The organism is Enterococcus massiliensis, assembly GCF_001050095.1.
Classification (GTDB): Bacteria; Bacillota; Bacilli; order Lactobacillales; family Enterococcaceae; genus Enterococcus_C; species Enterococcus_C songbeiensis.
In genome coordinates this window covers 272,425-298,256 of the sequence record NZ_CVRN01000007.1, presented here as the reverse complement: position 1 = coordinate 298,256, position 25,832 = coordinate 272,425, and the positions used below count along the sequence as shown (strand labels likewise).

The following is a 25,832-nucleotide window of genomic DNA, read 5'->3' as shown; positions in this document are numbered from 1 at the left end:
AGATATAAGTAATGATTTATTTTAAAATATAGTGATTGGCTTGTTATTAAGAACAAGAATGACGCTGAACACTAGGTATACTAAGGATATCTTTTTAAGGGTGGTGTATGATGGAGGAAAATTCAAAACGAAACCGGCTATTTCAATGGCTGCCGATTATTGGGCTGCTCTTTTTCTTTGGTCTGGCGCTTTATGGGCGGCACGTGGGAATTTTTGATTCGGCACAATCGCTACAGGCCTTTATTGGGCGCTTTGGCAATTATGCTGTGCTGGTTTTTATTCTGTTACAATTGATTCAAGTAGTGATTCCGATTCTTCCCGGCGGTATCTCAACGGTAGCTGGAATGGTTATGTTCGGACCGCTTTTTGGTGTTATCTATAGTTATATTGGTCTGGTGATTGGGGAAATTATAGGCTTTTTATTGATACGCAAGTACGGCATCGAGGTGGCAAAACTTTTTTTGACTGCCAAAAAATTCAATCAATTTCAAAAAATATTGGATAATAATCAAAAAACCATCAAACGTTTTTTGGTTATTACCTTGCTGATTCCTTTTGCTCCGGATGATATTGTTTGCTTAGTCGCCGGTTTAACAACGATTTCATTTAAAGATTTTTTGAAAATCATTCTCTTTTTTAAACCATGGTCTATTGCTATCTATGGACTTTTGATGTTGTATTTGTTCCAACAAATTGAAGGTCTGCTCTGAGGAAAAGCAAAATTTTTGCTAAAATACGATGGCTTGTTATACTAAAGAAAATTTCTAGCAAAAAGGAGAAGCTATATGATCAAACGACATTTAGATTTAACTGCTGATGAGCAAGGGATGATTGGCACAAATCATAAAGGAAATCAGGTACGAATCGGACACGGAGAACAAGACATCAGTCCGGTTGAACTGCTGGCGACATCAATTTCCAGTTGTAGTTTTGGGGTGATGCGAATTATTTTAGAAAATCGCAAAATTACCTATGACGATCTGCGGGTGGATGTGGATTGGTTGATGGAGGATGAAAAACCGAATATTGTTCGCGAAGTCAATGTTCATTTTAAAATCAAGAATCCATCTACCGATATCGAGGTTTTGGGACGGGTTTTGAATCAAACAATCAAAAGCTGTACGGTAATCCAATCCGTCAAAGCAGCCATCAAAATTGATGAAAAATTATCGATTGTTTAGGTGAATTGCGCCGAACCAAAAAGAGTATAAGGAGAAAAGATGAGTATTCGATACGGTATCGTCAGTACAGCAAGGATCGTCCCTCGGTTTGTTGCCGGAGTTAAGGAAAGCCGTGAGGGGGAAGTGGCGGCGATTGCTGCTCGTGAATTAGAACGGGCCGAAAAAATGGCAAAGGAACTTGAAATTCCGACAGCCTACGGTAGCTATGAAGAATTGTTTCAGGATTCAACCATTGATATCGTCTATATTGCCACCTATAATAAAACCCATTATGAAATCTGCAAGCAGGCGTTGCTGCATGGAAAGCACGTTTTACTGGAAAAGCCTTTTACCTTGAAAGCCCAGGAAGCAAAAGAATTATTTCACTTAGCAAAAGAGCAACATGTTTTTTTGATGGAAGCACAAAAAGCGGTGTTCTTGCCGGTCATTCAAGAAGTGAAAAAACGAATCGAAAATGGTGAAATAGGAAAAATTCGTTTACTGCGGGCAACGATTTCTTCTCCTAATGCGGAGGAAATCTCATGGTTTTGGCGGTTGGCAGCAGGCGGTGGTGCTTTTCGCGGCTCCGGCAGCTATCCATTACAGGTGATGCAATTCTTATTAGGTACACTCACTAGCGAGGCAACAGGAACGGCTTCCTTTACACAAGAAACGGATTCTCAATGTGATGTAAGTGTTCGCTTTGGCAACGAAATTTTAGGCAATCTTTTTATTACCGTTGATTTTTTATTGCCAAACGAGTTGGTGATTTATGGGGATCAAGGCGTTATTCGGATTCCAAATTTCTGGAAATCTGCGGAAGCAACGATTGAACTATCGACTCATCATGAAAACTTTTCATTCCCACAAGAGAGTGAATTTGTTTTTGAAGTCGATCACGTCAATGAGTGTTTGAACAAAAAGCTGCTGACAAGTCCATGGATGACGGAAGAATTGACAGTACACACGGTGGCGACCATGGAAAATTTGTACAAAGAATGGACAGCTTTCCAGTAATCTGCAAAAAAGGGTAGTATCAAAAATAAATCTGTGTTACAGTAAGTGACATGCGATGAGCCGAAGCAGCTAGTTTACTAGCTCTTTCAAACAGCAGCACAGGAGTTTATCTCGCCTACCGGATTTGTAGGGTGCTGGAGTGGACTTTTGTGGAGAAGGAACACTCTGCCAGCAATGGTACTGGAGACAACGGAAGTAATATTCCGTTGTCTTTTTTTTGTAAAAACTTATCAAGTTTTCTTTTATGTGATAGATTAGAACTATAAAAAAGAGAAACGAGACGAGAAGGAAAAAGTATGCTGTTTTTAAATTACACACCAGAATTGAGTAACATTGATTTGGAAATCTATAAATATGTGGCGACACATTCCGATCAAGTGATCTATATGCGAATTCGGGATTTAGCACAAAATACCCATACCAGCACAGCAAGTATCCTGCGTTTTTGTCGGAAATTCGAATGTGAAGGATTTTCTGAATTTAAAATCAAATTACAGATATACAGAGAATCGTTGACGGAAGATACTGCTATCCATGCAGTAGATGAAAGTGCATTCATCAATTTTATTCATCGTACGAGTGAAAGTCAGTTTCAGGAGAAGATCCATGAAGCAGCCACGATTTTGGCTCAAAAGGAGCTGGTCCTCTTCATTGGTTCGGGCTCGTCGAATATTATTGCCGAATATGGTGCTTTGTATTTCTCTTCCATTTTCAACATGGCTTTTCGGATTGAAGATCCGGCCAATCATCCAATTGACTTTTTTAGTAAAACTATTGCAGAAAAGGTTTGTGTCATTGCACTTTCAGTTGGGGGAGAAACGAAGGATATTGTGGGGTATCTGAATCAGTTTATTGCAACGAGAAGTTCGATTATCTCAATCACAAATAGTGCAAATTCCACCGTTGCCCGCCTGTCAGATGTGAATTTGGCTTATTATATTTCAACAGAAAAAAGAGGCACCGCAGATATTACTTCGCAGGTTCCGGCGCTTTATACGATTGAATATTTAGCAAAGGAAGTTAGAAAAATCAAGCAACTGAAAAAAGAAAACAAATAGAAAATCCTCAAAAGCAGATCACTGGGATCGCTTTTGAGGATTTTGCTATTTAGTCTTTAAAAAAAGCGGGAAGATATTTTTTATGTGCCGTTAATAGTTCATCCATTACAGTTTTTGCGATATTTCCACTGGTGATCAAAGGATTTAATGTGAAGGCTTGAAGAAGTGTTCCGTAATCTCCAGTGACAGCTGCTTCAATCGTTAATTGTTCCATGGATTTCATCAGTTGCAACAATCCTCGTTCTTTTGGTGAAAAGCTGCCAAAGTTGAAAGGTACAGGACCATCCCCGGTGATCATGCAAGTTACTTCTACCGCACAATCGTCTGGAAGATCGGTGATTGTGCCGTTATTTTTTGTGCTGACGGTCATAAGGGTTCCTTTATTATTTGCGATAGCGTTGATGATTTCACAGGCAGCTTCACTGTATCTTGCACCGCCTCGTTCAGCTAGTTGTTGTGGTTTGTAGTCAAGTTTAGGATCCTTATACAGCTCAAATAGTTCTTTTTCGATTTGCTTTACTTTTTCGGCGCGGGTGCCGTTTTCTTTAAAACCTGTCAGTTCTTCTTGCAACATTTCGTCTGTCATATAGTAATACCGATGATAAGGACAAGGAATCATGTGTAAATTTGCGACTTGATCAAATAAAAGACTATTTTGTTTGATATTGGCAACAATTGTCTTCGCTTCGCCTTCGCCGTACATTTTTTTTAGTAATTCATCCGTGCGATCATTTCCGAATTGGTCGCGAACCGTATGCCAATGAAGGTGATTGATTCCGGCAAATTGAAAGAACAGGTTTTCTGCTTTTTCATTCAATAATTCGGATTCTTCTGCAACAGCATTGACAGGAATATTACATAAGCCAATAACTTTTTTCCAGTTACCGTAGCGTAAGACGGCTTCCGTCACCATTCCGGCAGGATTAGTAAAATTAATCAGCCAAGCATTTGGACATAATTTTTTCATGTCTTCAACGATTGACAAAATTACGGGCACTGTTCGTAAGGCTTTAAAAATTCCGCCAGCACCATTTGTTTCCTGACCAATCATTCCATGACTTAATGGAATTCGTTCATCCAAAACACGGGCATCAAGAAGACCAACCCGAAGTTGCGTCGTAACAAAATCCGCATCTTTCAAAGCTTCCTTGCGATCAAGGGTAAGATGTACCGTACAATCAATCCCAGCTGCTTTGACCATTCTTTTTGCCATTTCACCCACAATTTCAAGTTTTTCTTTGCCATCTTCAATATCCACCAGCCAAATTTCTTTTACTGGTAACTCGTGGTAACGATTGATGAATCCCTCGATTAATTCTGGTGTATAGCTTGATCCGCCACCAATAGTAACGATCTTTATTCCATTTTTCATACATAGGCCTCCAAGTTTTTTGATAGTTTTAGTATAGTCCGAATTTTTATTAGTGAAATCCTTTTAATAAAAACGGTTACAAGAAAAAGAAACGGTTATTTGTAACTGAAATAAAACACTGTGTGACAAAAAAATGATAAAAAAGAGCCATCAAGGTTCGTTTTATCGAAGCGTTTTCTTAGAAAAGATAAAAATTGTGTCAAACTGTTACAAAGTCGTAGAAATTTTACAGCGATAGCAGGGAAAGGATCCAGAGCGCCTCTTGTGTATAAAAAAATTGATGGTACGATACAAATGTCAAAATAAACCACGGAGGAGAAAAATAATGACAAAAATTATGAGCTTTTTAGAGAAGTACTTTTTACCAGTCGCAGATCGAATCGGCAAGCAACGTCACTTAATGGCAATTCGCAATGGGTTGATTTCAACACTACCTTTGACAGTTGTAGGATCGATCTTTGTGATCTTTTTAAATCTGCCTTTTGCAGGTTACGAAGAATGGATTGCTGATTTTCGACCTATTTTGGATGTCCCTTTTCGTTTTACTGTTGGTGTAATGGCCTTGTATGCAGCATTCAGCGTGGGTCATTTTCTGGGAGAATCTTATCGCGTGGATGCGTTAAGTGCCGGATTACTTTCAACATTGGGCTTTTTGATTAGTGTAGTTGTTCCAAAACAAGTAACAGAAAATGTAGACGGTGTCATTGATGCTGGTCGTTATCTGGCGGTTTCGGATTTAAGTTCTACTTCTTTATTCGGTGCAATCGTAACTGCAATCATATCAGTAGAAATCTACCGCTTTTTATTACAAAAAAATATAACCATCAAGATGCCAAGCAGTGTGCCACCGGCAGTATCAAAATCTTTTGCAGCATTGATTCCAACCTTTGTGATCATCATGCTTTTTTGGGGAATCAGATACGGATTAAATTTTGATATCAACAGTGCAGTTTCAGTTTTGGTAAGTCCGCTGAAATCGCTACTAGTTGGAAATAGTTTATTTGGCGGTATCATTACAGTATTTCTGATTCAGCTTTTCTGGTCATTTGGAATTCATGGAGAAGCAGTACTGGGGCCTATCATTCGTCCAATGTGGGATTCAGCAATTTTGGAAAACATGGACGTTTTTCAACAAACAGGAAATGCACATCAACTACCTAATTTGTTCACAGAACAATTTTTACAATGGTTTGTTCAAATCGGTGGTTCCGGAACGACTTTAGCATTGGCGATTCTGTTCTTGACTTCGCGCGTAAAATTTTTGAAACAAATGGGAAAATTAACGATTATTCCAGGAATTTTCAATATTAATGAACCAATTGTTTTTGGGACACCAATCGTTATGAATCCAATCTTGATTATCCCATTTATTTTTACACCAATTATTCTGACAATCGTTTCATATGTAGCAACGATTTTAGGAATCGTACCAATGATGATGGCTAAACTGCCATTTACAATGGTTGGTCCAATTGGTTCAATGATGAGTACAGACTGGAGTATTCAAGCGGCTATTTTGACCATCATCAATTTTGCGATTTCTCTGGCAATCTACTACCCGTTCTTCAAAATCTTTGAAAAACAACAATTGGAAATAGAACAAAAAAATGAAGAAGAAATCATTGCAGGTGAGCAAGTTGGAACTAATTAGTTTAGTCATCGGGTTTGTCGGAACACAGGTTTTTTTGCGGAGAAACAATTTCTTAGAGCAACTGTCATTTAGAAAAATTCTAGGTATGGGTGGTCTACTAGTTCTTGCCATTTTAGTATTTTGTGTGTTATTTCGATTGAAAGTTGTATTAATCTTAGCTGTTACTATCTGGGGAACTATTTTAACGACAAAATTCAGTTCCCGATTGACCAGTCGAATTTCTTAAACAGCTATCTTTTTAATGGGGAGTAGAAAGCAGAACACCTATTTTATTTTGCAAACTCATTTTGCAAATGGTATTCTGTCCATAAAGAAGGATGAAAAAGGTGACAGCATGAAAAGAAACCGTGTGTTATATCTAGAAGTAGCTGAGAAAATCAAGGCAGATATTTTTTCAGGAAAATATCCCGTGGGCTCAATGCTTCCTACTGAATCAGAATTAGAGGCACTCTTTGATGTCAGCAAAATTACTGTGCGTAAGGCAATCGAATTGTTGGCAGCAGATGAATACGTGGAGAAGAAAAGCGGCAGAGGGACCACCGTCCTCAGTGATCGCCCCTACAACAAGTTATCCAAAGCAGCCAGCTTTACACAAATTTTGGAAAAATCCCATCTTTTCGTTGAAAAAAAAGTCTTGGGTCTCAATAAAATTCAGTTGGAAAAAAATTCGCCCCTTGCCCGTTTTTTTGGCGAAAAATGTATTCACTTTCAACGGTTGTATTTATTAGAAACAAAGCCTTATATTCTGTTCGACCATTACTTGCCGATTGATTTTTCCGATATAAGCAAGGAAGAATTTGAAAAAGAATCATTGTATCGTTTGGTTCATCGAAAAGGCTACGAGATTCAAACTTTCTCAGATGATTTTGCTGCCGTGCATTTATCTGCTGAGCAGCAAGAAATCTTAAATACAACAGAGACGATTGCCATCAAGCGGATTCGAAAATCTGTTGATCGAATCGGGAAAGTCGTGGAGTATTCCGAAGCTGTCTACAATACGGCGCAGCATCCGTATCACATTGAATATGAAGCTTGACTCATCCAACTGACTTTTCAAGGATGAGTCGAGTCAGATTTTTATGAAACAGCGTTTACATTATAATGTTATTATGTTAATATCTAGGTGGAAACATTATAATATTATAAACGGAGGAAGAAACATGGATAAATTTGTAGGCATTATTGAACAAAAGATTATGCCGGTTGCAAATAAAATCGGCACACAGCGGCACATGACAGCAATCAGAAAAGGGATTATTGCAACGATGCCGTTGACGATCGTGGGGTCATTCTTTACGATCATTCTGAATATCGAAGCATTGGCACCATTGATTGAACCGTATCGGGAAGTTTTAGATATTCCTTTTCGCTATACAATCGGGATTTTGGCATTATACGCAACATTTGGTATCGCTTCTTCATTAGCAAAAAGTTATAAACTGGATTCACTAACCGCAGGAATTTTAGCACTTATGTCATTTTTAATTACTGCAGCACCTCCTTTGCGCGTGTTAGAAAATGTGGATAACGTCATCGACGCTGGACGGTATATGAACATTGCAAATTTAGGTTCGGGATCATTATTTGGTTCCATCGTTACTGCTATTGTTTCTGTTGAAATTTATCGTTTCTTTATTGAAAGAAATCTGACGATTAAAATGCCTGACGGTGTACCACCAGAAGTAACCAATTCCTTTTTAGCCCTGATTCCCGGTGCTGTGATTTTGGTCTTTTTCTGGGCAGTACGTCATTTATTAGGATTTGATATCAATGGTTTTTTGAGTAATTTATTGATGCCGTTGAAAGATGTTTTAGCCGGCAACAGTTTGTTTGGCGGATTACTGACGGTCTTCTTGATTTGTTTCTTCTGGGTATTGGGAATTCACGGACCTGCAATCATGGGTCCAGTCATTCGTCCTTTCTGGGATATTTCTATTGCAGAAAATATCGAAGCTTTCCAAGGCGGCGCCAATGCGCATAATTTGCCAAATATTTTTACAGAACAATTCTTACAATGGTTTGTTTGGATCGGTGGTGCCGGAACGACATTAGCACTGGTTGTTCTACTCATGTTCTCAAAATCAAAATATTTGAAGAGTTTAGGTCGCTTGTCCTTCTTACCAGGTTTATTCAATATCAATGAGCCCGTGATTTTTGGGGCACCAATTGTAATGAATCCTGTCTTGGCAATTCCTTTTATCGTTGCACCATTGATTACGACGACACTTTCCTACTTCTTAACAATCTCCGGAGTGGTACCGATGATGGCTGCCAGACTTGGCTTTGCCATGCCAGCACCGATTGCTGCTTGGATGAGTACCAACTGGAGTGTAGCCGCAGGTGTGCTTGTGGTGGTTAACTTCCTGATCGCCCTGGGAATTTATTACCCATTCTTCAAAGTGTTTGAAAAACAACAATTAGCGCGTGAAACTGCAGAATTAGAAGCAGAAGCTGCTGCGAATCAAGAAAAATTGAGTGGGATTACTCAAAATTAATTAAAGGGAGAGGATAGGTAGTTTACTTATCCTCTTTGGTGATGATATGACAATGATTTATTTATTTCTGCTTTTCCTAGGCTGTCACATTTACTTGGAAAAGAGCGGATTACCGCAATTTTTAGAAAAAAGCAAATTACGTTATATTTTATTAGGTTCGATTGGTATCATTGGTTTATCAATGATTCTCGGAGTATTATTAAATATAGCAACGTTTTGTGTGATGACCGCGACCGTTATGGCAAGCTCACTCATTGCGTACAAGTATCGCTCAAAATTTGAAAAGATGGAACGAGGAGAAAATGTATGAAACGTAAATTAGGTGTTTCAGTGTATCCAGATCACAGCGAAATGGAAGTAGACAAAGCCTATTTGAAACAAGCACAAAAATATGGCTTCAGCCGAATTTTCATGAGTATGTTGGAAGTGACGGAAGGAAAAGAAGCGGTACAGAAAAAATTCAAAGAATTGATTTTCTACGCAAAGGAATTAGGCTATGAAACAATTTTGGATGTGGCACCCAATATTTTTTCTGAGTTGGGAATTTCCTATGATGATTTGACCTTCTTCCATGAATTGGGTGCGGATGGTATTCGTTTGGATATGGGATTTGATGGCAACAAAGAAGCAATGCTGACGTATAATCCTTACGGTCTTGCAGTTGAGTTGAATATGAGTAATGATGTGGCTTATTTGGATAATATTTTGACCTACCAAGCCAATACGCCTTTTCTTTACGGTTGCCACAATTTCTATCCTCAAGAAGGAACAGCTTTGCCTTACGACTTTTTCGAAAAATGCAGCCAACGTTTTAAAAATCAAGGTATTCGAACAGCAGCATTTATCACCTCTCAATCAGGAAAAATCGGACCATGGGATATTAATGATGGCTTGCCTACATTGGAAATGCACCGACACGTACCGGTGGAAGTGGCAGCGAAACATTTGTTTGCCACTAATTTGATCGATGATGTAATTATCGGCAATGCATATGCTTCAGAAGAAGAATTAAAAGCATTAGGCGCAATTGATCGCTATCAAACCGCATTTACCGTTGAATTTGTTGCCGGAGTCAATGAAGTGGAGAAAGAAATCGTGCTTAAGGAACAACATTTTCGTCGGGGAGATATTACCGATCAAGTGATTCGTTCCACTGAAGTACGAAAAAAATATAAAAACCAAGCCAATGCTCCTCACGACAACCAAGAGGAATTTCAAATTGGGGACATCGTTATCGGTAATGACGGCTTTGGCAAATACAAAAATGAGTTGCAGGTTGTGTTAACGCCTCATCGTGATGAACGGAAAAACAAAGTGGGACACATTCCTGAGCAAGAACAACTGCTCTTACCTTTTATTCATCCATGGTCAAAATTCAAATTTACAGAGAAGTAGGAATGAAAATGTTAGACTTAATTATACGCAACGCCAAAGAATTGAATCAAGCACCAGTTGAAATCGGTATACAAGACGGTAAAATCAGTCAAGTTGCAGAAAAAATTTTGGAAGAAGCCAAGCGGGAAATCTTTCTTGGCGAAAATCAGTACCTTTCTGCCGGCTGGATCGATGACCACGTCCACTGCTATGAAAAAATGAATCTGTACTATGATTATCCTGATGAAATCGGGGTGTCAAAGGGGGTAACTACCGTGATTGACGCGGGAACCACTGGTGCAGAAAATATCGGGGACTTTTATGAAATTACCCGTGAGAAAAAAACCAATGTCTTTGCTTTAGTAAATATTTCCAAATGGGGGATTGTGGAGCAGGACGAATTGGCTGATTTGACGAAAGTACAAGAAAAACTAGTTCAGCAAGCATTGATTGATTATCCGGATTTTATCGTGGGCATCAAAGCACGAATGAGTAAATCTGTTGTTGGAAACAATGGGATTACGCCGCTAGAATTAGCCAAAAAAATTCAAGCAGACAATGAACATTTGCCCTTGATGGTGCATATCGGTTCCGCTCCACCAGAATTATCAGAAGTTTTGGCAAAAATGGAAAAAGGCGACGTGTTGACCCACTGTTTTAATGGAAAATCAAATGGTATTTTAGATAAAACAACAAACAAAATCAAGGACTTTGCGTGGGATGCTTACCGTAAAGGTGTCGTGTTCGATATCGGTCATGGCACAGACAGTTTTAATTTTCAGGTTGCCGAAACAGCATTGCAAGAAGGGCTGAAAGCCAAATCCATCAGTACGGATATTTATGTACGAAATCGCACCAATGGACCGGTCTTTGACATGGCGACAACCATGGAAAAACTCCATGTCGTTGGCTATTCTTGGGAAGAAATTCTTGAAAAAGTGACGACTGCACCAGCAGAAAATTTCCATTTAACGACAAAAGGGCGTATCGAAGCTGGATTTGATGCGGATATCACTGTCTTTGAATTGGTCGAAGAAGACAAAGAATTGATCGATTCCAATGGGTTTAAACGAACAACCAAACAACAAATCAAGCCGATTAAAACGATTATTGGGGGAGTTGTTTATGACAACTAGTTACGAAAAATTTGGATTAAAAGAAGTCATCAATGCTTCAGGAAGAATGACGATTTTAGGCGTTTCCAAGGTTTCTGAAAAGGTGTTGGCTGCGCAGCGTTTTGGTGGAGAGCATTTTTTTGAAATGAGTGAGTTGGCGATTAAAACGGGGGCGTATTTGGCGGAATTATTAAAGGTAGAGGACGCTCAAATCGTTTCTTCTGCATCTGCTGGAATCGCTCAATCAGTGGCTGCATTGATTGGAAAAGGGGACAGCTACCATTTGTATCATCCTTACACAACAAAAATTCAAAAACGGGAAATTATTTTGCCTAAAGGACACAATGTGGATTACGGCACACCGGTTGAGGTGATGGTTAATCAAGGGGGCGGACGTGTTGTAGAAGCAGGCTATGCCAATATGTGTTCCCCAGAGCACATCGAAATGATGATTACAGAAAATACAGCAGCGATTTTATATATCAAAAGCCATCATACAGTTCAAAAAAGTATGTTAACGGTGGCAGAAGCTGCAAAAGTAGCCCAAAAACATGATTTACCATTAATCGTGGATGCGGCGGCGGAGGAAGATCTTTTCAAATATATCCAAGCTGGCGCAGATTTGGTGATTTATTCTGGGGCAAAAGCAATCGAAGGGCCTAGTGCCGGCTTAGTGATTGGTAAAAAAGAATATGTTGAATGGGTTCGTCTACAAAGCAAAGGTATCGGACGAGCGATGAAAATCGGTAAAGACAATATTCTTGGATTTACGCAAGCAGTTGAAGATTATCTAAAAAATGGCAGCGAGGCGGGCACGGCGATGAAGGAACGCTTGCAGCCATTTGTGGCAGCGATTAATGAAATTTCCGGAGCTGAAGCAAAAATTGTTCAAGATGCAGCGGGTCGGGATATTTACCGAGGGAGCGTTAAAATCACTGGTAAAAAAACCGCAAAAGAAGTAATCAAAGAACTAAAAGCGCAGGATCCTGCCGTGTATACACGGGAATACCAAGCCAACAACGGCATCATTGAATTCGATGTACGTTCGGTCAATGAAAAAGAATTACAAAAAATCGTTCAACGATTACAAGAAATCATGTAGAGGAGCAAAAAAAATGTCACTAACACCGAACTATTTAGAAAATCGCATTTGTTTAAATGTTTTAGCAAATTCCGTAGAAAATGCCAAAGCTTGCTATGAAGCCGCAGAAGGGCATGTGATTTTGGGCGTTTTATCAAAAAATTATACCAGCGACGAAGCAGCGATTGAGGATATGAAAAAATACCAAGCAGAAACCAATAACGCTTTGTCCGTTGGTTTAGGTGCCGGTGATCCTAATCAAAGCCAAATGGTTTCCCGCCTTTCTGGTGTTTTGCAGCCACAACACGTCAATCAAGTATTTACCGGCGTAGGAACTTCTCGGGCGTTATTAGGGCAAGATGACACCATCATCAATGGGTTGGTTTCTCCTACTGGCAAAGTCGGTTACGTCAACATTGCTACGGGACCACTAAGCTCGCAAGCACCTGAAGCTATCGTCCCTATCGAAACAGCCATCAAATTATTGCAAGACATGGGCGGCAGCTCGATTAAATATTTCCCAATGAAGGGCTTGGCACATAAAGAAGAATACCAAGCAGTTGCTGAGGCCTGTGCAAAATATGATTTTTATTTGGAACCTACCGGCGGCATTGATTTGGAAAACTTTGAAGAAATTTTGCAAATTGCGGTGGATGCTGGCGTGAAGAAAATCATTCCTCATGTTTACAGCTCGATTATCGACAAAGAAACCGGCGATACCAAAATTGAAGACGTGAAAAAACTACTACAAATGATGAAAAATACGTTGAAATAAAAGGAGCGGCTATGAAAATCGGAGCATTTGGCGAAGTCATGCTGCGGCTGACACCGCCGGAACACTTATTATTGGAACAAACCCATAGCTTGCGAATGGCTTTTACCGGGACGGGAGTGAATTTGGTGGGAAACCTCGCTCATTTCGGTCTGCCTAGTTATTTGCTGACAGCATTGCCGGACAATCGGCTAGGCGAAGCGGCGAAAGCTAATTTAAAGGCGCTGGGAATCGACACACGATTTATCGTGAGCCAACATCAGCACATGGGAACCTATTTTGCAGAAATGGGGTATGGTCCGCGACCAACGCAGGTTACTTACCAAAATCGCATCAGCAGTTCGTTTGGGCTATCCAAAGCCGCAGATTATGATTTTTCATCCTTTGTGGAAGCCGTAGATTTGGTGCATATCTGTGGTATTTCTTTAAGCTTAACAGAAGAAACCGCCGAAGCAGCAATCCAATTAGCAAAAACTGCTCACGAAAAAGGAAAGAAAGTTTGTTTTGATTTTAATTTCCGTCCTAGCTTGAACCAAGAGTCGGGAAAAAAAGAAATCATGAAAGCACGCTATGAAGCCATTTTGCCGTACTGCACAATCGTCTTTGGCGCAATTCGTGATTTAACCGATTTGTTGCGGCGAGTAGAACGTTCTGCGCTTCAAAGTCCGGAAGACGAAATTCTAGCTATTCAGGCTTTTCTCAAAGAGTACGGCATCGATTGGTTTGCCGGTACTTCTCGAAAAATCAGCAATCAACAAAAAGCAATCGACGGCTATGTAGTTACTGAAAAAACAGCGGTTCGATCAGCGGTATTTCCTTTGACCGTCTTAGATCGGATTGGCGCAGGAGATGCGTATGCAGCGGGTATTTTATTAGGCTATGCCGAAAAATGGTCACTGGAACAAACCGTTGCTTTTGCAATTGCTAATTCAGTTCTAGCCCATACAATCCAAGGAGATGTTCCACTAACCACTCGAGAACAAGTGGACCGTCTACTGACAGAACCTGAAACAGATTTGGTTCGATAAAAAAATGCTTGTAAGAATTCTGCCTTTAAGAAAGCAGAGAGCTTACAAGCCTTTTTTGTTTTTTACTTTCCTTTTGGCAATTTGATTTGAAAGACGACTCCCTGAGGCTGCCAATCCCGTACGCTGATTTTACCTTTGTGCTCCGTCACGATTTGTTTGGCAATCGCAAGCCCTAATCCATAGCCGCCGGTTTCTTTTGAACGGGAGCGGTCTTCCCGATAGAAACGTTCAAAAATTTGCTTTTTGTCGGTATCACTGATGGAAGGGCCGGTATTTTTCACTTCCAATAACCACATATCATTTGAAAATTCCGATTGCAGCAGGATTTTATTGCCTTTTTCGGTATATTTTAACGCATTGTCTAATAGAATCACTAAGACCTGATGGATTTTTTTCTCATCAATGAGGACCGGCTGTGTTGCATAATTTTCTAAAATGAATTGCTTTTCTTCCATCTCCGCAATTTCTTGAAAAGGTTTCACTAATTGCGTGATAAATTCAGTCGGATCGACGGCAGTTTTATTTAAAACCAGTTGATTGGAATCACTGCGGGCAATTGTCAACAGATCGCTGGTCAAGCCGGTGAGCCGTCGGGTTTCATTCAGCGCCTGTGCGATTGTTTCAGATTCATCAAGAATCGTGTGGTTTGGTTTCGTGAACAAACGTTGCAAACTGTTTTGAATAATTGTCAGCGGTGTCCGTAATTCATGGGAGGCATTTTCTACAAATTCCTGTTGTTTTTTCCAGGCTGCCCAAATCGGTTTCATATTCATTTTGGAAATGTAATAACTTAAAGCAATCGACAAGAGCCAGAAAATCACCATGCAGATAATCAGAATCGAACGGAAGGTACTCATGGAAGAACTGATCTGATCGGTATTTGCCAGAAGCTGAATATAGGCCACTTCGCTGTCGGTTGTGGCAGCCAGTGTAATCGAATGAAAGCTGGTCGTGGTTTGCGAATCCGCCACGGTGATTGGCAGAATCTTATCTAATTTGCTGGTGTCCAGCGATAATGCCTGCAATTCATTGAAGCGTCCGCCTAAAACTTCTTTATTCAAAATCTCGCCATCTTTTGACCAGAGGATAACTTGAGTGTTGAAACGATTACCGGCAGGTTTTTCCTTGCGGGTCTCTTCTTCAATCGTCTGATTTAAAAAGGGATCATCTTTTTGGAAACGATCGATTTCCATTTGCAGCAGTCGTTCATCTTGCGCCATTTTCTCTAAGGATACATCAGTTTGTCGATAGGCAGAACGATTCAGCAGTTGCAAGATAATAAAGCCCAACAACAGAAAAATGATCGCAAAGGCACTGACGTTAACGCCAAAGAAATGCCAACGTTGTTTTTTCGATAATTCTCGATTCATAGGCCTACTCCTACTCCTGCTCTTGCAGCATATAGCCGACATTGCGCAAAGTTTTGAACGCCTGATCCATTCCACTGATCTTTAGATGTTTCCGTAAATGACTCATATAGACCTCCACCACAGTGATGGTTGTTTCAGAGTCAAAGCCCCAGATGCGGTCAAAAATTTGTTCCTTAGTTAAAATGACACCTTTATTTTGAATAAAATACAGCAGCAATTCAAATTCTTTTCCTTGGATCGGCAAAACTTCTTCTTGGTAAAGTACTTGATTGTTGGCAAGGTTGCACGTTAGAGTACCGAAAGTGAGAATATTCTCGTCGTATAATCCCAAGGCACGTTTTAACAAGGCTTTGACTCGTAGAATCAATTCCTCACGATAAAAAGGTTTGGTCAAATAATCATCGGCACCTTTTTCAAAGCCCTCGATTTTGTCCTCCAACCCATCCTTTGCCGTTAAAATCAGCACAGGTGTCATGATTTTTTTCTGGCGCAATTCTGCTAAGACCTGATAGCCATTTTTTTCCGGCAACATCAAATCCAGTAAGATTAAGTCGTAAACACCGCTTTCGGCTTCAAACAAGCCCTCTTCTCCATCGTAGACCTGCGTGACTTCTCCAAGGGTGGAGATAATTTCTTTAATGTTCTCGGAAAGAACTTGTTCATCTTCAATAACTAAAAATTTGATCATCGCTTTCACCTCTCGATTATTCTACCATTTTTACCATAAAGATATCTTAACAAACGATCAAAGTCATTCTTTTTCGTTTCTTAAGCTTCAGTTAAGCAAAAAAACATACGCTTGCTACAAGAAAAGCAAGAATGCCGAATGTTGCGGAAATTTTTTTCGCTGAGACCGGTGTTGACTGCAAATTAAACACGTAAGCATTCGTAAGAGGCTTATAACTACTAGCTAGGGAGGAACAGAAATGAATTTTATGAAACGCGGGCTACAAAGCATCTGGGCAAAAAAAGGACGTAGCCTGCTGCTGATTGCTGTTTTTTCTGCGATCTTGATCTTTGTATTGGCAGGATTGACGATCCGCAGTGCAGCAGAAACAGCGGTAAATAATGCCAAAAAAAGTGTGGGAGCAACGGTAACTCTGTCGGTAAATCGTGAATCGATGTTTAAGCAAAAGGAAACTTCTTCTAGCGGCGACACGGAGAGTGAACGACCTGATCCGGGTAGTTTTTCCATGACACCGGTCAATTTGGCGGATGCCGAAAAAATCGCAGCGTTAGCTGGTGTGAAATCCTATTCCTTTGAATCCAGTGCATCTGCGGATAAAAGTACGGGCATTGAACCCATTTCCAGCGAAGAAACCGAAAGTACAGAAACGGAAAGCACAGATACCGAGAATCAAATGGGGGGACCTGGCGGAATGCAGACACCCGGCGGGGAAACAAGTCAGGGAGATTTTCAAATCACCGGCGTTTCTACCAGTGCTTCTTACAGTGATTTTTCTTCCGGTACCGCAGAATTAGTGGATGGAGAAGCCATTACTACCGAAGATGAAGGCACCAACAATGTTTTGATTGAAAAAGCGTTGGCGGATGCCAATGAATTGGCGGTAGGAGATACATTTAAAATTAAAAACAGCGAGGACGAAGATGCCGAAGTTACTGTCAAAGGCATTTACGAGACCAGCGAGACCGGCGATAGTATGGGAATGAAATTCAACTTCATGAATCCGGCAAATACGTTGATCGCCTCCTATACTTTTGCCAATGACTTAAACGGCGAAGATAGTTCAGATACAATCGATTCAGCAGTATACAACCTAGAAGATCCTCAAGAAATGGCTGCTTTTGTTAAAGAAGCAGAAAAATTAATCGATACGGACACCTTTAGTCTGCAAACCAACGATCAAATGTACCAACAAATGCTGCAACCATTAACGAATGTTTCCAGCTTTGCTAAAAATATTGTTTTACTGGTTGCTGCAGCCGGTGTAATTATTTTGACACTGATCGTGATGATGTCAATCCGCGAACAAAAATATGAAATTGGTGTGTTGCTTTCTTTAGGGGAATCACGGGCAAAAGTTATTTGGCAATTTTTTGTCGAGATTGTAGTTTGTATGGTGGTGGCTTTAGGAATCGCCAGTGTCAGCGGCAATCTTGTCGGTAATGCAGTAGGCAATCAATTGTTGGCACAACAAAGTGAAACCACAACTGCCGCACAGACCCCAGGGCAAGGACAAGAAGGCGGTCCTGGCGGACAAGCGCCAAGTGGTGGTCGAGGTGAAATGAAGGGCGTCTCAAGCTTGATGTCCAGTCAAGAAGTGGAAGAGTTGAACATCGCCGTAAAACCAATGGAAATTTTAAGCTTGGCGGGAATTGGTTTAGGCATCAGCATGTTCTCAATCCTACTATCCTCAGCAGGAATCTTACGCTTGAATCCCAAAAAAATATTGATTTCGTAGACTGTCTGTTCCGCTCATTCTATGTTTCATACTGGGATAGGGCGAGAGAATAAAACGAAATTTTCTGTAGGAAAATTTAATACAATAAAACGAACAAGGATGTCAGTTCCACTAATTTCAGGATGTCTAGTGGAATGATATACGGTGTGAGAATAAAACGAAATTTTCTGTAGGAAAATTTAATACAATAAAACGAACAAGGATGTCAGTTCCACTAATTTCAGGATGTCTAGTGGAATGATATACGGCGTGAGAATAAAACGAAATTTTCTGCAGGAAAATTTAATACATTAAAACGAACAAGGATGTCAGTTCCACTTATTTCAAGAAGTCTAGTGGAATGATATACGGCGTGAGAATAAAACGAAATTTTCTGTAGGAAAATTTAATACATTAAAACGAACAAGGAGGAACATCATGACCTTAAAAACTGAAAATTTAAGCTACTGGTATGAACCGGAAGGCCCGCTTTTTGAAAATGTTTCACTGACCTTTGAACCGGGAAAAATGTACGCAATCTTGGGTTCCAGCGGTTCAGGAAAAACGACTTTTCTCTCATTGATTGCTGGGTTAGATACCCCAAAAGCCGGTACGATTTCATTCAATGACCAATCATTGAAGCAAATCGGATTGCGGGAATATCGTAGAAAAGATGTATCGATCGTTTTCCAAGCATATAATTTACTGCCCTATTTATCTGCATTGGATAATGTTGTGACGGCAATGGCGATTGCTGGTTCTCAACAAGCAGATAAAAAAGCTTACGCACTGGCGAATTTGGAAAAGGTCGGCATCTCGGAGGAATTGGCAACAAAAAAAGTACCTCTTCTTTCGGGAGGACAACAGCAACGAGTGGCGATTGTCCGTGCTTTATGCTGTGAGCACGAGTTGATCGTTGCGGATGAACCCACCGGAAATTTGGATGAGACAACTTCGCAAGATATCGTGAAACTGTTCCAAGAAATTGCCCATGAACAAAAGAAATGCATCGTCTTGGTGACACACGAACAAGAAGTTGCGAAAGCTTGCGATGTGGTGTACGAATTGAAAGACAAAGAATTCAGCGAGTTGGCGCTCGTTTAAGCAACAAACCGTTCCTTTTTTATGAGGGACGGTTTTTTTTTTGAAAAAACGGTATACTTTGGAGCAGATAATACGTTGTATGGGTGAAGGAGGCGAAGAGGTGAAGCAAACCGATGCATTGGATGCATATCTGTTGGAGTTGGGGGAAGAAGTACTGGGAATACTTAAAAAGAAAGGCTTTACGAAAGAAGACGCAGAAGATGCTGTTCAGACAACATTTTATAAAATCTATACACTATTGCCTTCTATCCAAGAAGACACACTGCGACCATGGTTTTTTCGAGTTGCACTGAATGATGCAATCGATCTGTATCGAAAGCAAAATCGATTTCAGTCGTTGACGATTGATATTCCTCAAGAAGATCCAGCGATGGAGAAAACAATCGCTGACAAAGAAACCTTGCAACATCTCTTAGAGCCGTTATCCAAGGAAAATCAAGAATTGCTGCTTTTGAAATATTATTATGGGTTTTCTTTAAACGAAATCGGCGAATTTCTTCATATCAAACCAGAAAGTGTGAAAACACAATTATTCAGGCTTCGTAAAAAAATCAAAGAAAGTAGGGAGAAAAATGGATTTAACAAAGGTACTGAAAAAAGCTAAGCGGAAGCAGACCCTTAAAATCATTGCTATTTCATTGGGGGTAGCTTTACTGGTATTAATCGGTGGATATCGGGGGTTAAATTTTTTTGCTGGTAGGAATTCTCAGGAATTGGATCAGGAACTGGTTTTGCACAATATGGTAGCAGAACCAAATGTCAATGTGGATTCTCGGGTGCTGGGGCAATCCAGCAGTACGGGAGGAACCATCGTGACCCATCGTTCAAAAAATATAAATGGGTATCTGGTTCCATGGAGTACATTGATGAGTTCGTATTCTTTGTTCAACTGGGAGTTAGATTACAATGATCTAGTACCGGGAAGAAAAGGGGAAACCTATGCGTATGATAAGCAAACAAAGCAAAAGCAAGCTGTTTTCTCATTAGATGAAGGAGACAAGAAAATTTATCCCGATGAACTTGCAGATTTAGCGAAATTAGAAGATCAGGTGGCAGAAGTGGCATTGACCTTCGATAAAAACTATACCTATGCGGACATTCAAGAAAAAATTCCAGATACACTTACTGTCGTTTGGCTTTATTTATTTGAAGAAAGCGGCTCGAAGCAACCATTCGGCTTTCAGTTAGAAGAGGAAATACCAACGGAAGATCAATTTTCAACGTTTATTAAAAATTTGACCGAATACGACAAAGGGAAAAAAATTGCCAGTATTCAAACCTTCTTGAAAAAAGCCAAAGGAAAATCATTTGCTGAGATGCCGATCAAAGGAGTCGTGGTCACTGGGCAAACAAAGAATTTTTCCGGATTAGTGGATGCCAGTTTTATCAAAGGATCATCGGTTGGCGTAACAACGGACATTCTTCCCTATATCACTCCGGAGAAATAATTGAAAAAATCGCTTTTTTCCGTCATACTTAAAACAGGAGTGTGAAAAAAATGCGTTTAGTCATTGACGGAGATGGGTCACCAGTAAAAGAAGAAGTAATTCAATTAGGTAGAGAATATGATTTGCCGGTTTTGATCGTTACTAGTGTGGATCATTATACGCGCAAAGAATACCCGGATTTTGTTCAATTTATTTATGTGGATAAAGGAGCAGATCGTGCAGATTATCGCATCGTGAAGGAAATCCAGCCAGGAGATGTCGTGGTTACGCAAGATTACGGTCTGGCTTCGCTTGTTTTGGGAAAAAAAGCCCATGTGTTTCACCATAGCGGCAAAGAATATCAAATAGAAACCATTGATGAGTTGTTGATGCAGCGGTATCTAGGTGCTCAGATTCGAAAAGCTGGCAAGCGAACGAAGGGACCAAAACCCTTCACCTTAGAAGACCGCCAGCACTTTAAACAGCAGCTGAGTCAATTTTTGCAGTTAAAAAGATAAAAAAATCCTGAGCTTGGGACATAAGTCCTAATGAAAAATCCAGATACCAGTCAAATTGATTGGCATCTGGATTATTTTTTTGTATTAAAATAAGAACACCTTTGCTAAAATAAAAGTGACTAAACAAATAAAAAAGCGAGGTGTTCTTATGTTTAAAAATTATACCACAAATCAAGTCGTTCTTCCTCTAGATTTTAGTTTTCAGTTAGAAAAAAATGATATTGCGTTCGCTATTGATGAGTTAATTGAAAGTATTCCCGAACAGCGTTTCATTCCCTTTCATCATCAAATGGGACCTTCTTCCTATCATCCAAAAATGATGATGAAGATGATTTTATGTGCCTACACACAATCCGTGTTTTCTGGTCGAAAGATTGAAGTATTGACGAAAGACAGTATTCGCATGATGTGGCTTACGCAAAGTTATCAACCTAGTTATCGAACAATTAATCGGTTCCGTGTGAATCCTTTGGTGAACACACTCCTTCGGGAGTGCTTCGTTCAGTTCCGTAGCCAATTGGTCAAGGAACAATTGATCGATGAAGAAGCCATTTTTATCGATGGGACAAAGATTGAAGCAAATGCCAATAAATACACCTTTGTTTGGAGAAAATCGATTGATAACTTTGATAAAAAGCTTACTGAAAAATCAGCTTTTCTTTATGATGAATTGGTAAAAAATACGATTATTCCTGAAATTGAACGCGAGTCCACAAATGAATTATCTCCAACTGAATTAAGTCAGATTGAAGAACACCTCACGCATGTTGTTGATAAATTTACAGAAAAAATCACACAAGAAGAAGATGGAACGACTCGAAAATCGTTACGTTCGAAACGGAAAATCCCGAAAAAGATCAGAAAACTATTTCGTGACTTCAAAGAAAGAAAACTTGCCTATCAAAGACATAGACAGATTCTAGGAAAACGAAATAGCTACTCTAGAACCGACCTAGACGCGACGTTTATGCGCATGAAAGATGATCCTATGAAAAATGGTCAGCTAAAAGCTGGCTACAACCTTCAAATTGCCACAAACAATCAGTATATTTTAGGCTATGATCTTTTCTCAAATCCAACGGATACACGAACACTGCGCCCTTTTTTAACTACCTTAAAAGAGTGTTTCTTTGAGCTACCAACCTATATTGTCGCAGATGCTGGTTATGGAGGAGAAGAAAACTATCAAGCTATTTTAGAAGACCATGAACGGATACCGCTCATTACCTATGCCATGTATCATAAAGAACAAAAGAAAAAATTCAAACAAAACCCATTTCTTCCCGCAAACTGGTCGTATCAAGAATTAGATGATACATTTCTTTGCCCTAATGGACGGAAAATGAGGTTTCGCAATTATTCTATTCGTACAGATAAATATGGATTTAAACGATATTTAAAACGGTATGAATGTGAAGATTGTTCGAATTGTCCTCTTCGAAGCCAGTGTACAAAAGCAAAGGGTGACAAGAATCGTGAGATTCAAAAGAACATGAACTGGGAATACTTTAAAGCAACGATTCAACAGCTACTTTCAGAAGAAGAAACCGGTAAAATCTATCGTCAACGAAAAATTGACGTTGAACCAGCTTTCGGACATTTGAAGGCTTGTTTAGGTTTTACTCGGTTCTCTGTTCGAGGAAAACAGCAGACACACAATGAGATTGGGTTTGCACTAATGGCGATCAATTTAAGGAAGTATAGGTTGAACATGCCCGCAACCAAGGAAGATTCTTCCAATAATCTAAAAAACAGACGACCGAAAATTCTTTTTACGATTTTCGGTCGTCTGTTTTATGATTCTTGGGACTTATGTCCCAAGCTCAGGATTTTTATTTTCGAAAATAGTGATACAGCAGGCGTAAAAGAGCCAGAAAGAGGAGCGCAAAAACGAAAATATAGCCGCCGATGCCCAAGCGGGTGATCCATTCAGGCTGTTGGGCGGTATTGGTCAGTAACAGGGAAGAACCAATTAAAAGTGCGGAAAGAAAGATTCCTATCACTAGTTGCAGCAGCATTCTTTCTGCTCGTCGCAAAATTTGTTCCTGCTCTTTGAATGCCAAACGGATTTGTCCTTTTCCATGGATTAACGTTTCCAACGCAGAAAGGGTACGATCCGGTAGCTTGGGTAAGGCTTTGCCGGCTTTTAAAAGATCCAGCGCAGAACGTTTCGTTGATTCCTGCAAGTCAATCCGTTGCAGAAAATATTTTTGGGCAAAGGGCTGAGTAACTTCCATCAAAGAAAGAGAGGGATCTAATTCCTCCACCAGACCTTCTAAGGTACTGAAGGCTTTGATCAGGAGGGTCACTTCTTGGTTCAGTTGCAGATTGTTGGTGTGACAAATAGCGATGACTTCTCCCAGTACTTCCTGCAAATCAATTTCTTTGATGGCTAAATCATAATAATTTTCCAAAAATTCTTCGAGTTCCTGATAAAATTTTTCTTCGCTGAAGGAACCTTCTTTTTTACAAAGACGCAAAACAGCTTTACCGACTTCTTGGGAATCTTGGGTATAGATAGCGATCAGGGTATCTGCCAACCGTGAGCGGAGGTTGTCGTTTAATCGTCCCATCATCCCAAAATCCAGATAAATCAGTCGATACGGAGGCAGTTCGCTGGTATCTTGCCATTTTAAGGAATAATCCACTCCGCCTAACACACCAACCCGCTTTTTATTGACAAAGGAATGGGCTGCTTCGTCTGGGGTGAGCAGATGGAGAAATAAATTGCCGGGATGAGGATCAGCATGGAAAAAGCCGTCTTCAAAAATTTGTTTCATAAAACTTTCCACTAGCAATAAACCCAACTCTTTTTTCATTTGTCGGTTAGTGACGTTGGAATAAGCAAATTCATTTGCTTCCGCCTCTAAGAGATAGCGGATGCTTTTTCCGGGCATCCATTCCAGCAGAATCACTTTTTTCGTGCAATATTCCGGGTAGACTTTGGGAACTTCAACTTGTTGCCAATGATGATTTTTTTTGTAAAATTCTTCGGCATTTTGACTTTCCTTCAAAAAATCGGTTTCGCTATCCAAAGAATGCCGCACCTCTTTTAATACGCTTTTGATATCGACGACATTGCTTTCTGGAATAAATTTAATCAGCGGCAGTGCTTTTTCAAAAAGTGCCAGATCCACAGCAATTGCTTCGATAATCCCGGGATGCTGTACTTTTACCACCACGACTTGTCCGCTTTTTAATACTGCTTTGTGAGCTTGTCCAATTGAGGCAGAGGCGAAGGGAACCGAATCAAAAGAAGTGAAAATATCCTCTAACGGCAAAGACCATTCCTTTTCCAACAATTGTTTAACCTCGGAGAAATCATCACTGGGAACATTGTCTTGCAGAGATTTAAAGGTTTGCAGGTAAGCAGGATTCAACAAATCAGTTCGTACGGAAAGCATTTGCCCGATTTTAATAAATGTCGGACCTAATTCTTCAAAGGCACGGCGAACCTCTTGGGGATTTTGTTGCTGGCTTAAATTTTGCACTACCCGATACTTCATAAAGACCCGCAAAATTTCTTTCAGGCGTTTGCTTTTTGATTGGGGAGTAGTGGTCATGTGGATAACCTCCTTGCTGGTAGGCGTAGTTTTTGTCTCTTTTCTCAATCATAAGTAGAAAGTGATAATTTTACAACTCATCACCATTTGAACAAGGTGGAAATAAAGCGCTTTTTTCAATTTGGTTGTTCCCATTCGTTATTTTGTGCTAAAATGTGAAAGAATCAAATGAGAAATAACTCTGAGTTACAGGAGGAAAGACGTTTGAAAATCGTTTTATTATATGGCGGTCGCAGTGCGGAACATGAGGTATCCATCTTATCTGCTTATTCCGTTTTACAAGCAATCTACTATGAATATTATCAAGTACAATTAATCTTTATTGCAAAAGATGGAAAATGGATCAAAGGTCCTCTGTTAGAGGAAAAACCAACATCAGAAGACGTGTTGCATGTAACATGGTCTGAAAATGGGGATTCGGGAGAATTTACTGGAACTGTGATCCAACCGGGAATCGAAAAGGAAGAAGGCACGATTGTTTTTCCTTTGCTTCACGGACCAAATGGTGAAGATGGTACGATCCAAGGCTTTTTAGAAACGTTGGATGTTCCTTATGTGGGAGCGGGAGTGTTAACAAGCGCTTGCGGAATGGATAAAATCATGACCAAATACATTTTACAAGCAGCGGGAATTCCCCAAGTGCCATTTGTACCGGTCTTGAAAAACCAATGGAAAGAAAATCCAAAACAAATTTTTGAACAGTGTGAAGGCACCTTGTTGTATCCAATGTTTATCAAACCGGCAAACATGGGCTCAAGTGTCGGTATCTCAAAAGCTTCAAATCGGGAAGAATTGCAAAATGCGTTGCAAGAAGCGTATCGCTATGATACACGGGCAATCGTGGAACAAGGGATCGAAGCACGGGAAATCGAAGTGGCGATTTTAGGCAATGAAGATGTTCGAACGACTGTACCGGGAGAAATCGTTAAAGATGTCGCTTTCTACGACTATAATTCTAAATATATCGACAACAATATTGTGATGCAGATTCCGGCAGAGATACCGGAAGAAGTGCAGAAAAAAGCACAGGACTTTGCAAAAAATGCTTATATCATGTTAGGCGGCAGCGGTTTGAGTCGATGCGACTTTTTCCTGACGAACAAAAATGAATTATTTTTGAATGAGTTGAATACAATGCCAGGCTTTACCCAGTTTAGTATGTATCCGTCTTTATGGGAAAAAATGGGACTGCAATATGGCGATTTAATCGAAGAGCTGATCCAATTAGCGTTGAATCGTTTCAAACAACGGCACCAATTTTTGACAGATGTGAATGAACAGGCGTGAGGAATAATCCTCTACTAATCGTAGCAATGAGGCACAAC

At 40.0% G+C, this 25,832-nt stretch carries 25 protein-coding genes; 21 read left to right on the top strand and 4 right to left on the bottom strand.

Annotated features, from left to right (window positions below; translation table 11 throughout):
* Nucleotides 1-107: 107 nt before the first annotated feature.
* The 4 genes from BN1875_RS08705 (at nucleotide 108) to BN1875_RS08690 (ending at nucleotide 3,235) form a co-directional block, all read left to right on the top strand.
* Entirely contained in the window at nucleotides 108-710 is a 603-nt protein-coding gene (locus tag BN1875_RS08705) for a TVP38/TMEM64 family protein (protein ID WP_048604461.1), read from the top strand.
* Nucleotides 711-785: 75 nt separating this feature from the next.
* On the top strand, nucleotides 786-1,181 hold the full coding sequence (locus BN1875_RS08700; protein WP_048604460.1) for an OsmC family protein: 396 nt from the start codon (nucleotides 786-788) through the stop codon (nucleotides 1,179-1,181).
* Between the two features lie 39 nt (nucleotides 1,182-1,220).
* Nucleotides 1,221-2,177 carry a Gfo/Idh/MocA family protein gene (locus BN1875_RS08695; RefSeq protein WP_048604459.1) on the top strand — a complete coding sequence of 319 codons (957 nt, stop codon included), beginning with the start codon at nucleotides 1,221-1,223 and terminating at the stop codon, nucleotides 2,175-2,177.
* Between the two features lie 296 nt (nucleotides 2,178-2,473).
* Nucleotides 2,474-3,235: a MurR/RpiR family transcriptional regulator gene (locus tag BN1875_RS08690; protein WP_048604458.1), complete on the top strand. Its 762-nt coding sequence runs from the start codon at nucleotides 2,474-2,476 to the stop codon at nucleotides 3,233-3,235.
* Between the two features lie 49 nt (nucleotides 3,236-3,284).
* On the opposite strand, the gene BN1875_RS08685 is transcribed toward BN1875_RS08690, so the two are convergent.
* Nucleotides 3,285-4,607 carry a 6-phospho-beta-glucosidase gene (locus tag BN1875_RS08685; RefSeq protein WP_048604457.1) on the bottom strand — a complete coding sequence of 441 codons (1,323 nt, stop codon included), beginning with the start codon at nucleotides 4,605-4,607 and terminating at the stop codon, nucleotides 3,285-3,287.
* 325 nt (nucleotides 4,608-4,932) lie between these two features.
* Here BN1875_RS08685 and BN1875_RS08680 point away from each other — a divergent pair, with 325 nt between their 5' ends.
* The 10 genes from BN1875_RS08680 (at nucleotide 4,933) to BN1875_RS08635 (ending at nucleotide 14,123) form a co-directional block, all read left to right on the top strand.
* The gene (locus BN1875_RS08680; protein WP_048604456.1) at nucleotides 4,933-6,258 is read left to right on the top strand and encodes a PTS sugar transporter subunit IIC; all 1,326 of its coding nucleotides are present in this window, start codon (nucleotides 4,933-4,935) and stop codon (nucleotides 6,256-6,258) included.
* Entirely contained in the window at nucleotides 6,245-6,484 is a 240-nt protein-coding gene (locus tag BN1875_RS08675; protein WP_048604455.1) for a hypothetical protein, read from the top strand. The genes BN1875_RS08680 and BN1875_RS08675 overlap by 14 nt, the downstream gene beginning before the upstream one ends.
* Nucleotides 6,485-6,592: 108 nt before the next feature.
* The gene (locus BN1875_RS08670) at nucleotides 6,593-7,294 is read left to right on the top strand and encodes a GntR family transcriptional regulator (RefSeq protein ID WP_048604454.1); all 702 of its coding nucleotides are present in this window, start codon (nucleotides 6,593-6,595) and stop codon (nucleotides 7,292-7,294) included.
* A 124-nt stretch (nucleotides 7,295-7,418) separates the two neighbouring features.
* Nucleotides 7,419-8,753, top strand: a complete 1,335-nt coding sequence (locus BN1875_RS08665) for a PTS sugar transporter subunit IIC (RefSeq protein ID WP_048604453.1) — start codon at nucleotides 7,419-7,421, stop codon at nucleotides 8,751-8,753.
* A 52-nt stretch (nucleotides 8,754-8,805) separates the two neighbouring features.
* Nucleotides 8,806-9,063, top strand: coding sequence for a hypothetical protein (locus BN1875_RS08660; RefSeq protein ID WP_231586079.1), 258 nt, complete (start codon nucleotides 8,806-8,808; stop codon nucleotides 9,061-9,063).
* Complete coding sequence (locus tag BN1875_RS08655) at nucleotides 9,060-10,148, top strand: DUF871 domain-containing protein (RefSeq protein ID WP_048604451.1); 1,089 nt, start codon at nucleotides 9,060-9,062, stop codon at nucleotides 10,146-10,148. Before BN1875_RS08660 ends, BN1875_RS08655 begins: the two co-directional genes overlap by 4 nt.
* Before the next feature lie 8 nt (nucleotides 10,149-10,156).
* The gene (locus BN1875_RS08650; protein ID WP_048605309.1) at nucleotides 10,157-11,263 is read left to right on the top strand and encodes an amidohydrolase/deacetylase family metallohydrolase; all 1,107 of its coding nucleotides are present in this window, start codon (nucleotides 10,157-10,159) and stop codon (nucleotides 11,261-11,263) included.
* Nucleotides 11,253-12,344: a DgaE family pyridoxal phosphate-dependent ammonia lyase gene (locus BN1875_RS08645; RefSeq protein ID WP_048604450.1), complete on the top strand. Its 1,092-nt coding sequence runs from the start codon at nucleotides 11,253-11,255 to the stop codon at nucleotides 12,342-12,344. The genes BN1875_RS08650 and BN1875_RS08645 overlap by 11 nt, the downstream gene beginning before the upstream one ends.
* Before the next feature lie 13 nt (nucleotides 12,345-12,357).
* Nucleotides 12,358-13,098: a 2-dehydro-3-deoxy-phosphogluconate aldolase gene (gene dagF, locus BN1875_RS08640; RefSeq protein ID WP_048604449.1), complete on the top strand. Its 741-nt coding sequence runs from the start codon at nucleotides 12,358-12,360 to the stop codon at nucleotides 13,096-13,098.
* Between the two features lie 11 nt (nucleotides 13,099-13,109).
* Entirely contained in the window at nucleotides 13,110-14,123 is a 1,014-nt protein-coding gene (locus BN1875_RS08635; protein WP_048604448.1) for a sugar kinase, read from the top strand.
* A gap of 62 nt (nucleotides 14,124-14,185) precedes the next feature.
* Here BN1875_RS08635 and BN1875_RS08630 read toward each other — a convergent pair whose 3' ends face one another.
* Together BN1875_RS08630 and BN1875_RS08625 are read right to left on the bottom strand one after the other, a co-directional pair.
* The gene (locus BN1875_RS08630; protein ID WP_048604447.1) at nucleotides 14,186-15,493 is read right to left on the bottom strand and encodes a sensor histidine kinase; all 1,308 of its coding nucleotides are present in this window, start codon (nucleotides 15,491-15,493) and stop codon (nucleotides 14,186-14,188) included.
* Between the two features lie 10 nt (nucleotides 15,494-15,503).
* Nucleotides 15,504-16,181, bottom strand: coding sequence for a response regulator transcription factor (locus tag BN1875_RS08625; RefSeq protein ID WP_048604446.1), 678 nt, complete (start codon nucleotides 16,179-16,181; stop codon nucleotides 15,504-15,506).
* 238 nt (nucleotides 16,182-16,419) lie between these two features.
* On the opposite strand from BN1875_RS08625, the gene BN1875_RS08620 reads away from it, so the two are divergent.
* The 6 genes from BN1875_RS08620 (at nucleotide 16,420) to BN1875_RS08590 (ending at nucleotide 22,868) form a co-directional block, all read left to right on the top strand.
* Nucleotides 16,420-17,916, top strand: a complete 1,497-nt coding sequence (locus BN1875_RS08620; RefSeq protein WP_048604445.1) for an ABC transporter permease — start codon at nucleotides 16,420-16,422, stop codon at nucleotides 17,914-17,916.
* 417 nt (nucleotides 17,917-18,333) lie between these two features.
* On the top strand, nucleotides 18,334-18,999 hold the full coding sequence (locus BN1875_RS08615) for an ABC transporter ATP-binding protein (protein WP_048604444.1): 666 nt from the start codon (nucleotides 18,334-18,336) through the stop codon (nucleotides 18,997-18,999).
* A gap of 100 nt (nucleotides 19,000-19,099) precedes the next feature.
* A complete protein-coding gene (locus tag BN1875_RS08610; RefSeq protein ID WP_048604443.1) occupies nucleotides 19,100-19,603 on the top strand; it encodes an RNA polymerase sigma factor in 504 nt (167 codons plus the stop codon).
* Nucleotides 19,572-20,447: a sigma factor regulator N-terminal domain-containing protein gene (locus BN1875_RS08605; RefSeq protein WP_048604442.1), complete on the top strand. Its 876-nt coding sequence runs from the start codon at nucleotides 19,572-19,574 to the stop codon at nucleotides 20,445-20,447. The genes BN1875_RS08610 and BN1875_RS08605 overlap by 32 nt, the downstream gene beginning before the upstream one ends.
* A 50-nt stretch (nucleotides 20,448-20,497) precedes the next feature.
* Entirely contained in the window at nucleotides 20,498-20,944 is a 447-nt protein-coding gene (locus tag BN1875_RS08600) for a YaiI/YqxD family protein (RefSeq protein WP_048604441.1), read from the top strand.
* 148 nt (nucleotides 20,945-21,092) lie between these two features.
* On the top strand, nucleotides 21,093-22,868 hold the full coding sequence (locus BN1875_RS08590; RefSeq protein WP_390622593.1) for an IS1182 family transposase: 1,776 nt from the start codon (nucleotides 21,093-21,095) through the stop codon (nucleotides 22,866-22,868).
* Here the strand turns inward: BN1875_RS08590 and BN1875_RS08585 are convergent.
* A complete protein-coding gene (locus BN1875_RS08585; protein ID WP_048604439.1) occupies nucleotides 22,777-24,507 on the bottom strand; it encodes an ABC1 kinase family protein in 1,731 nt (576 codons plus the stop codon). The genes BN1875_RS08590 and BN1875_RS08585 overlap by 92 nt on opposite strands.
* A 204-nt stretch (nucleotides 24,508-24,711) precedes the next feature.
* Between BN1875_RS08585 and BN1875_RS08580 the strand changes: the two genes are divergently transcribed.
* Nucleotides 24,712-25,794, top strand: coding sequence for a D-alanine--D-alanine ligase (locus tag BN1875_RS08580; RefSeq protein WP_048604438.1), 1,083 nt, complete (start codon nucleotides 24,712-24,714; stop codon nucleotides 25,792-25,794).
* Nucleotides 25,795-25,832 lie beyond the last annotated feature (38 nt).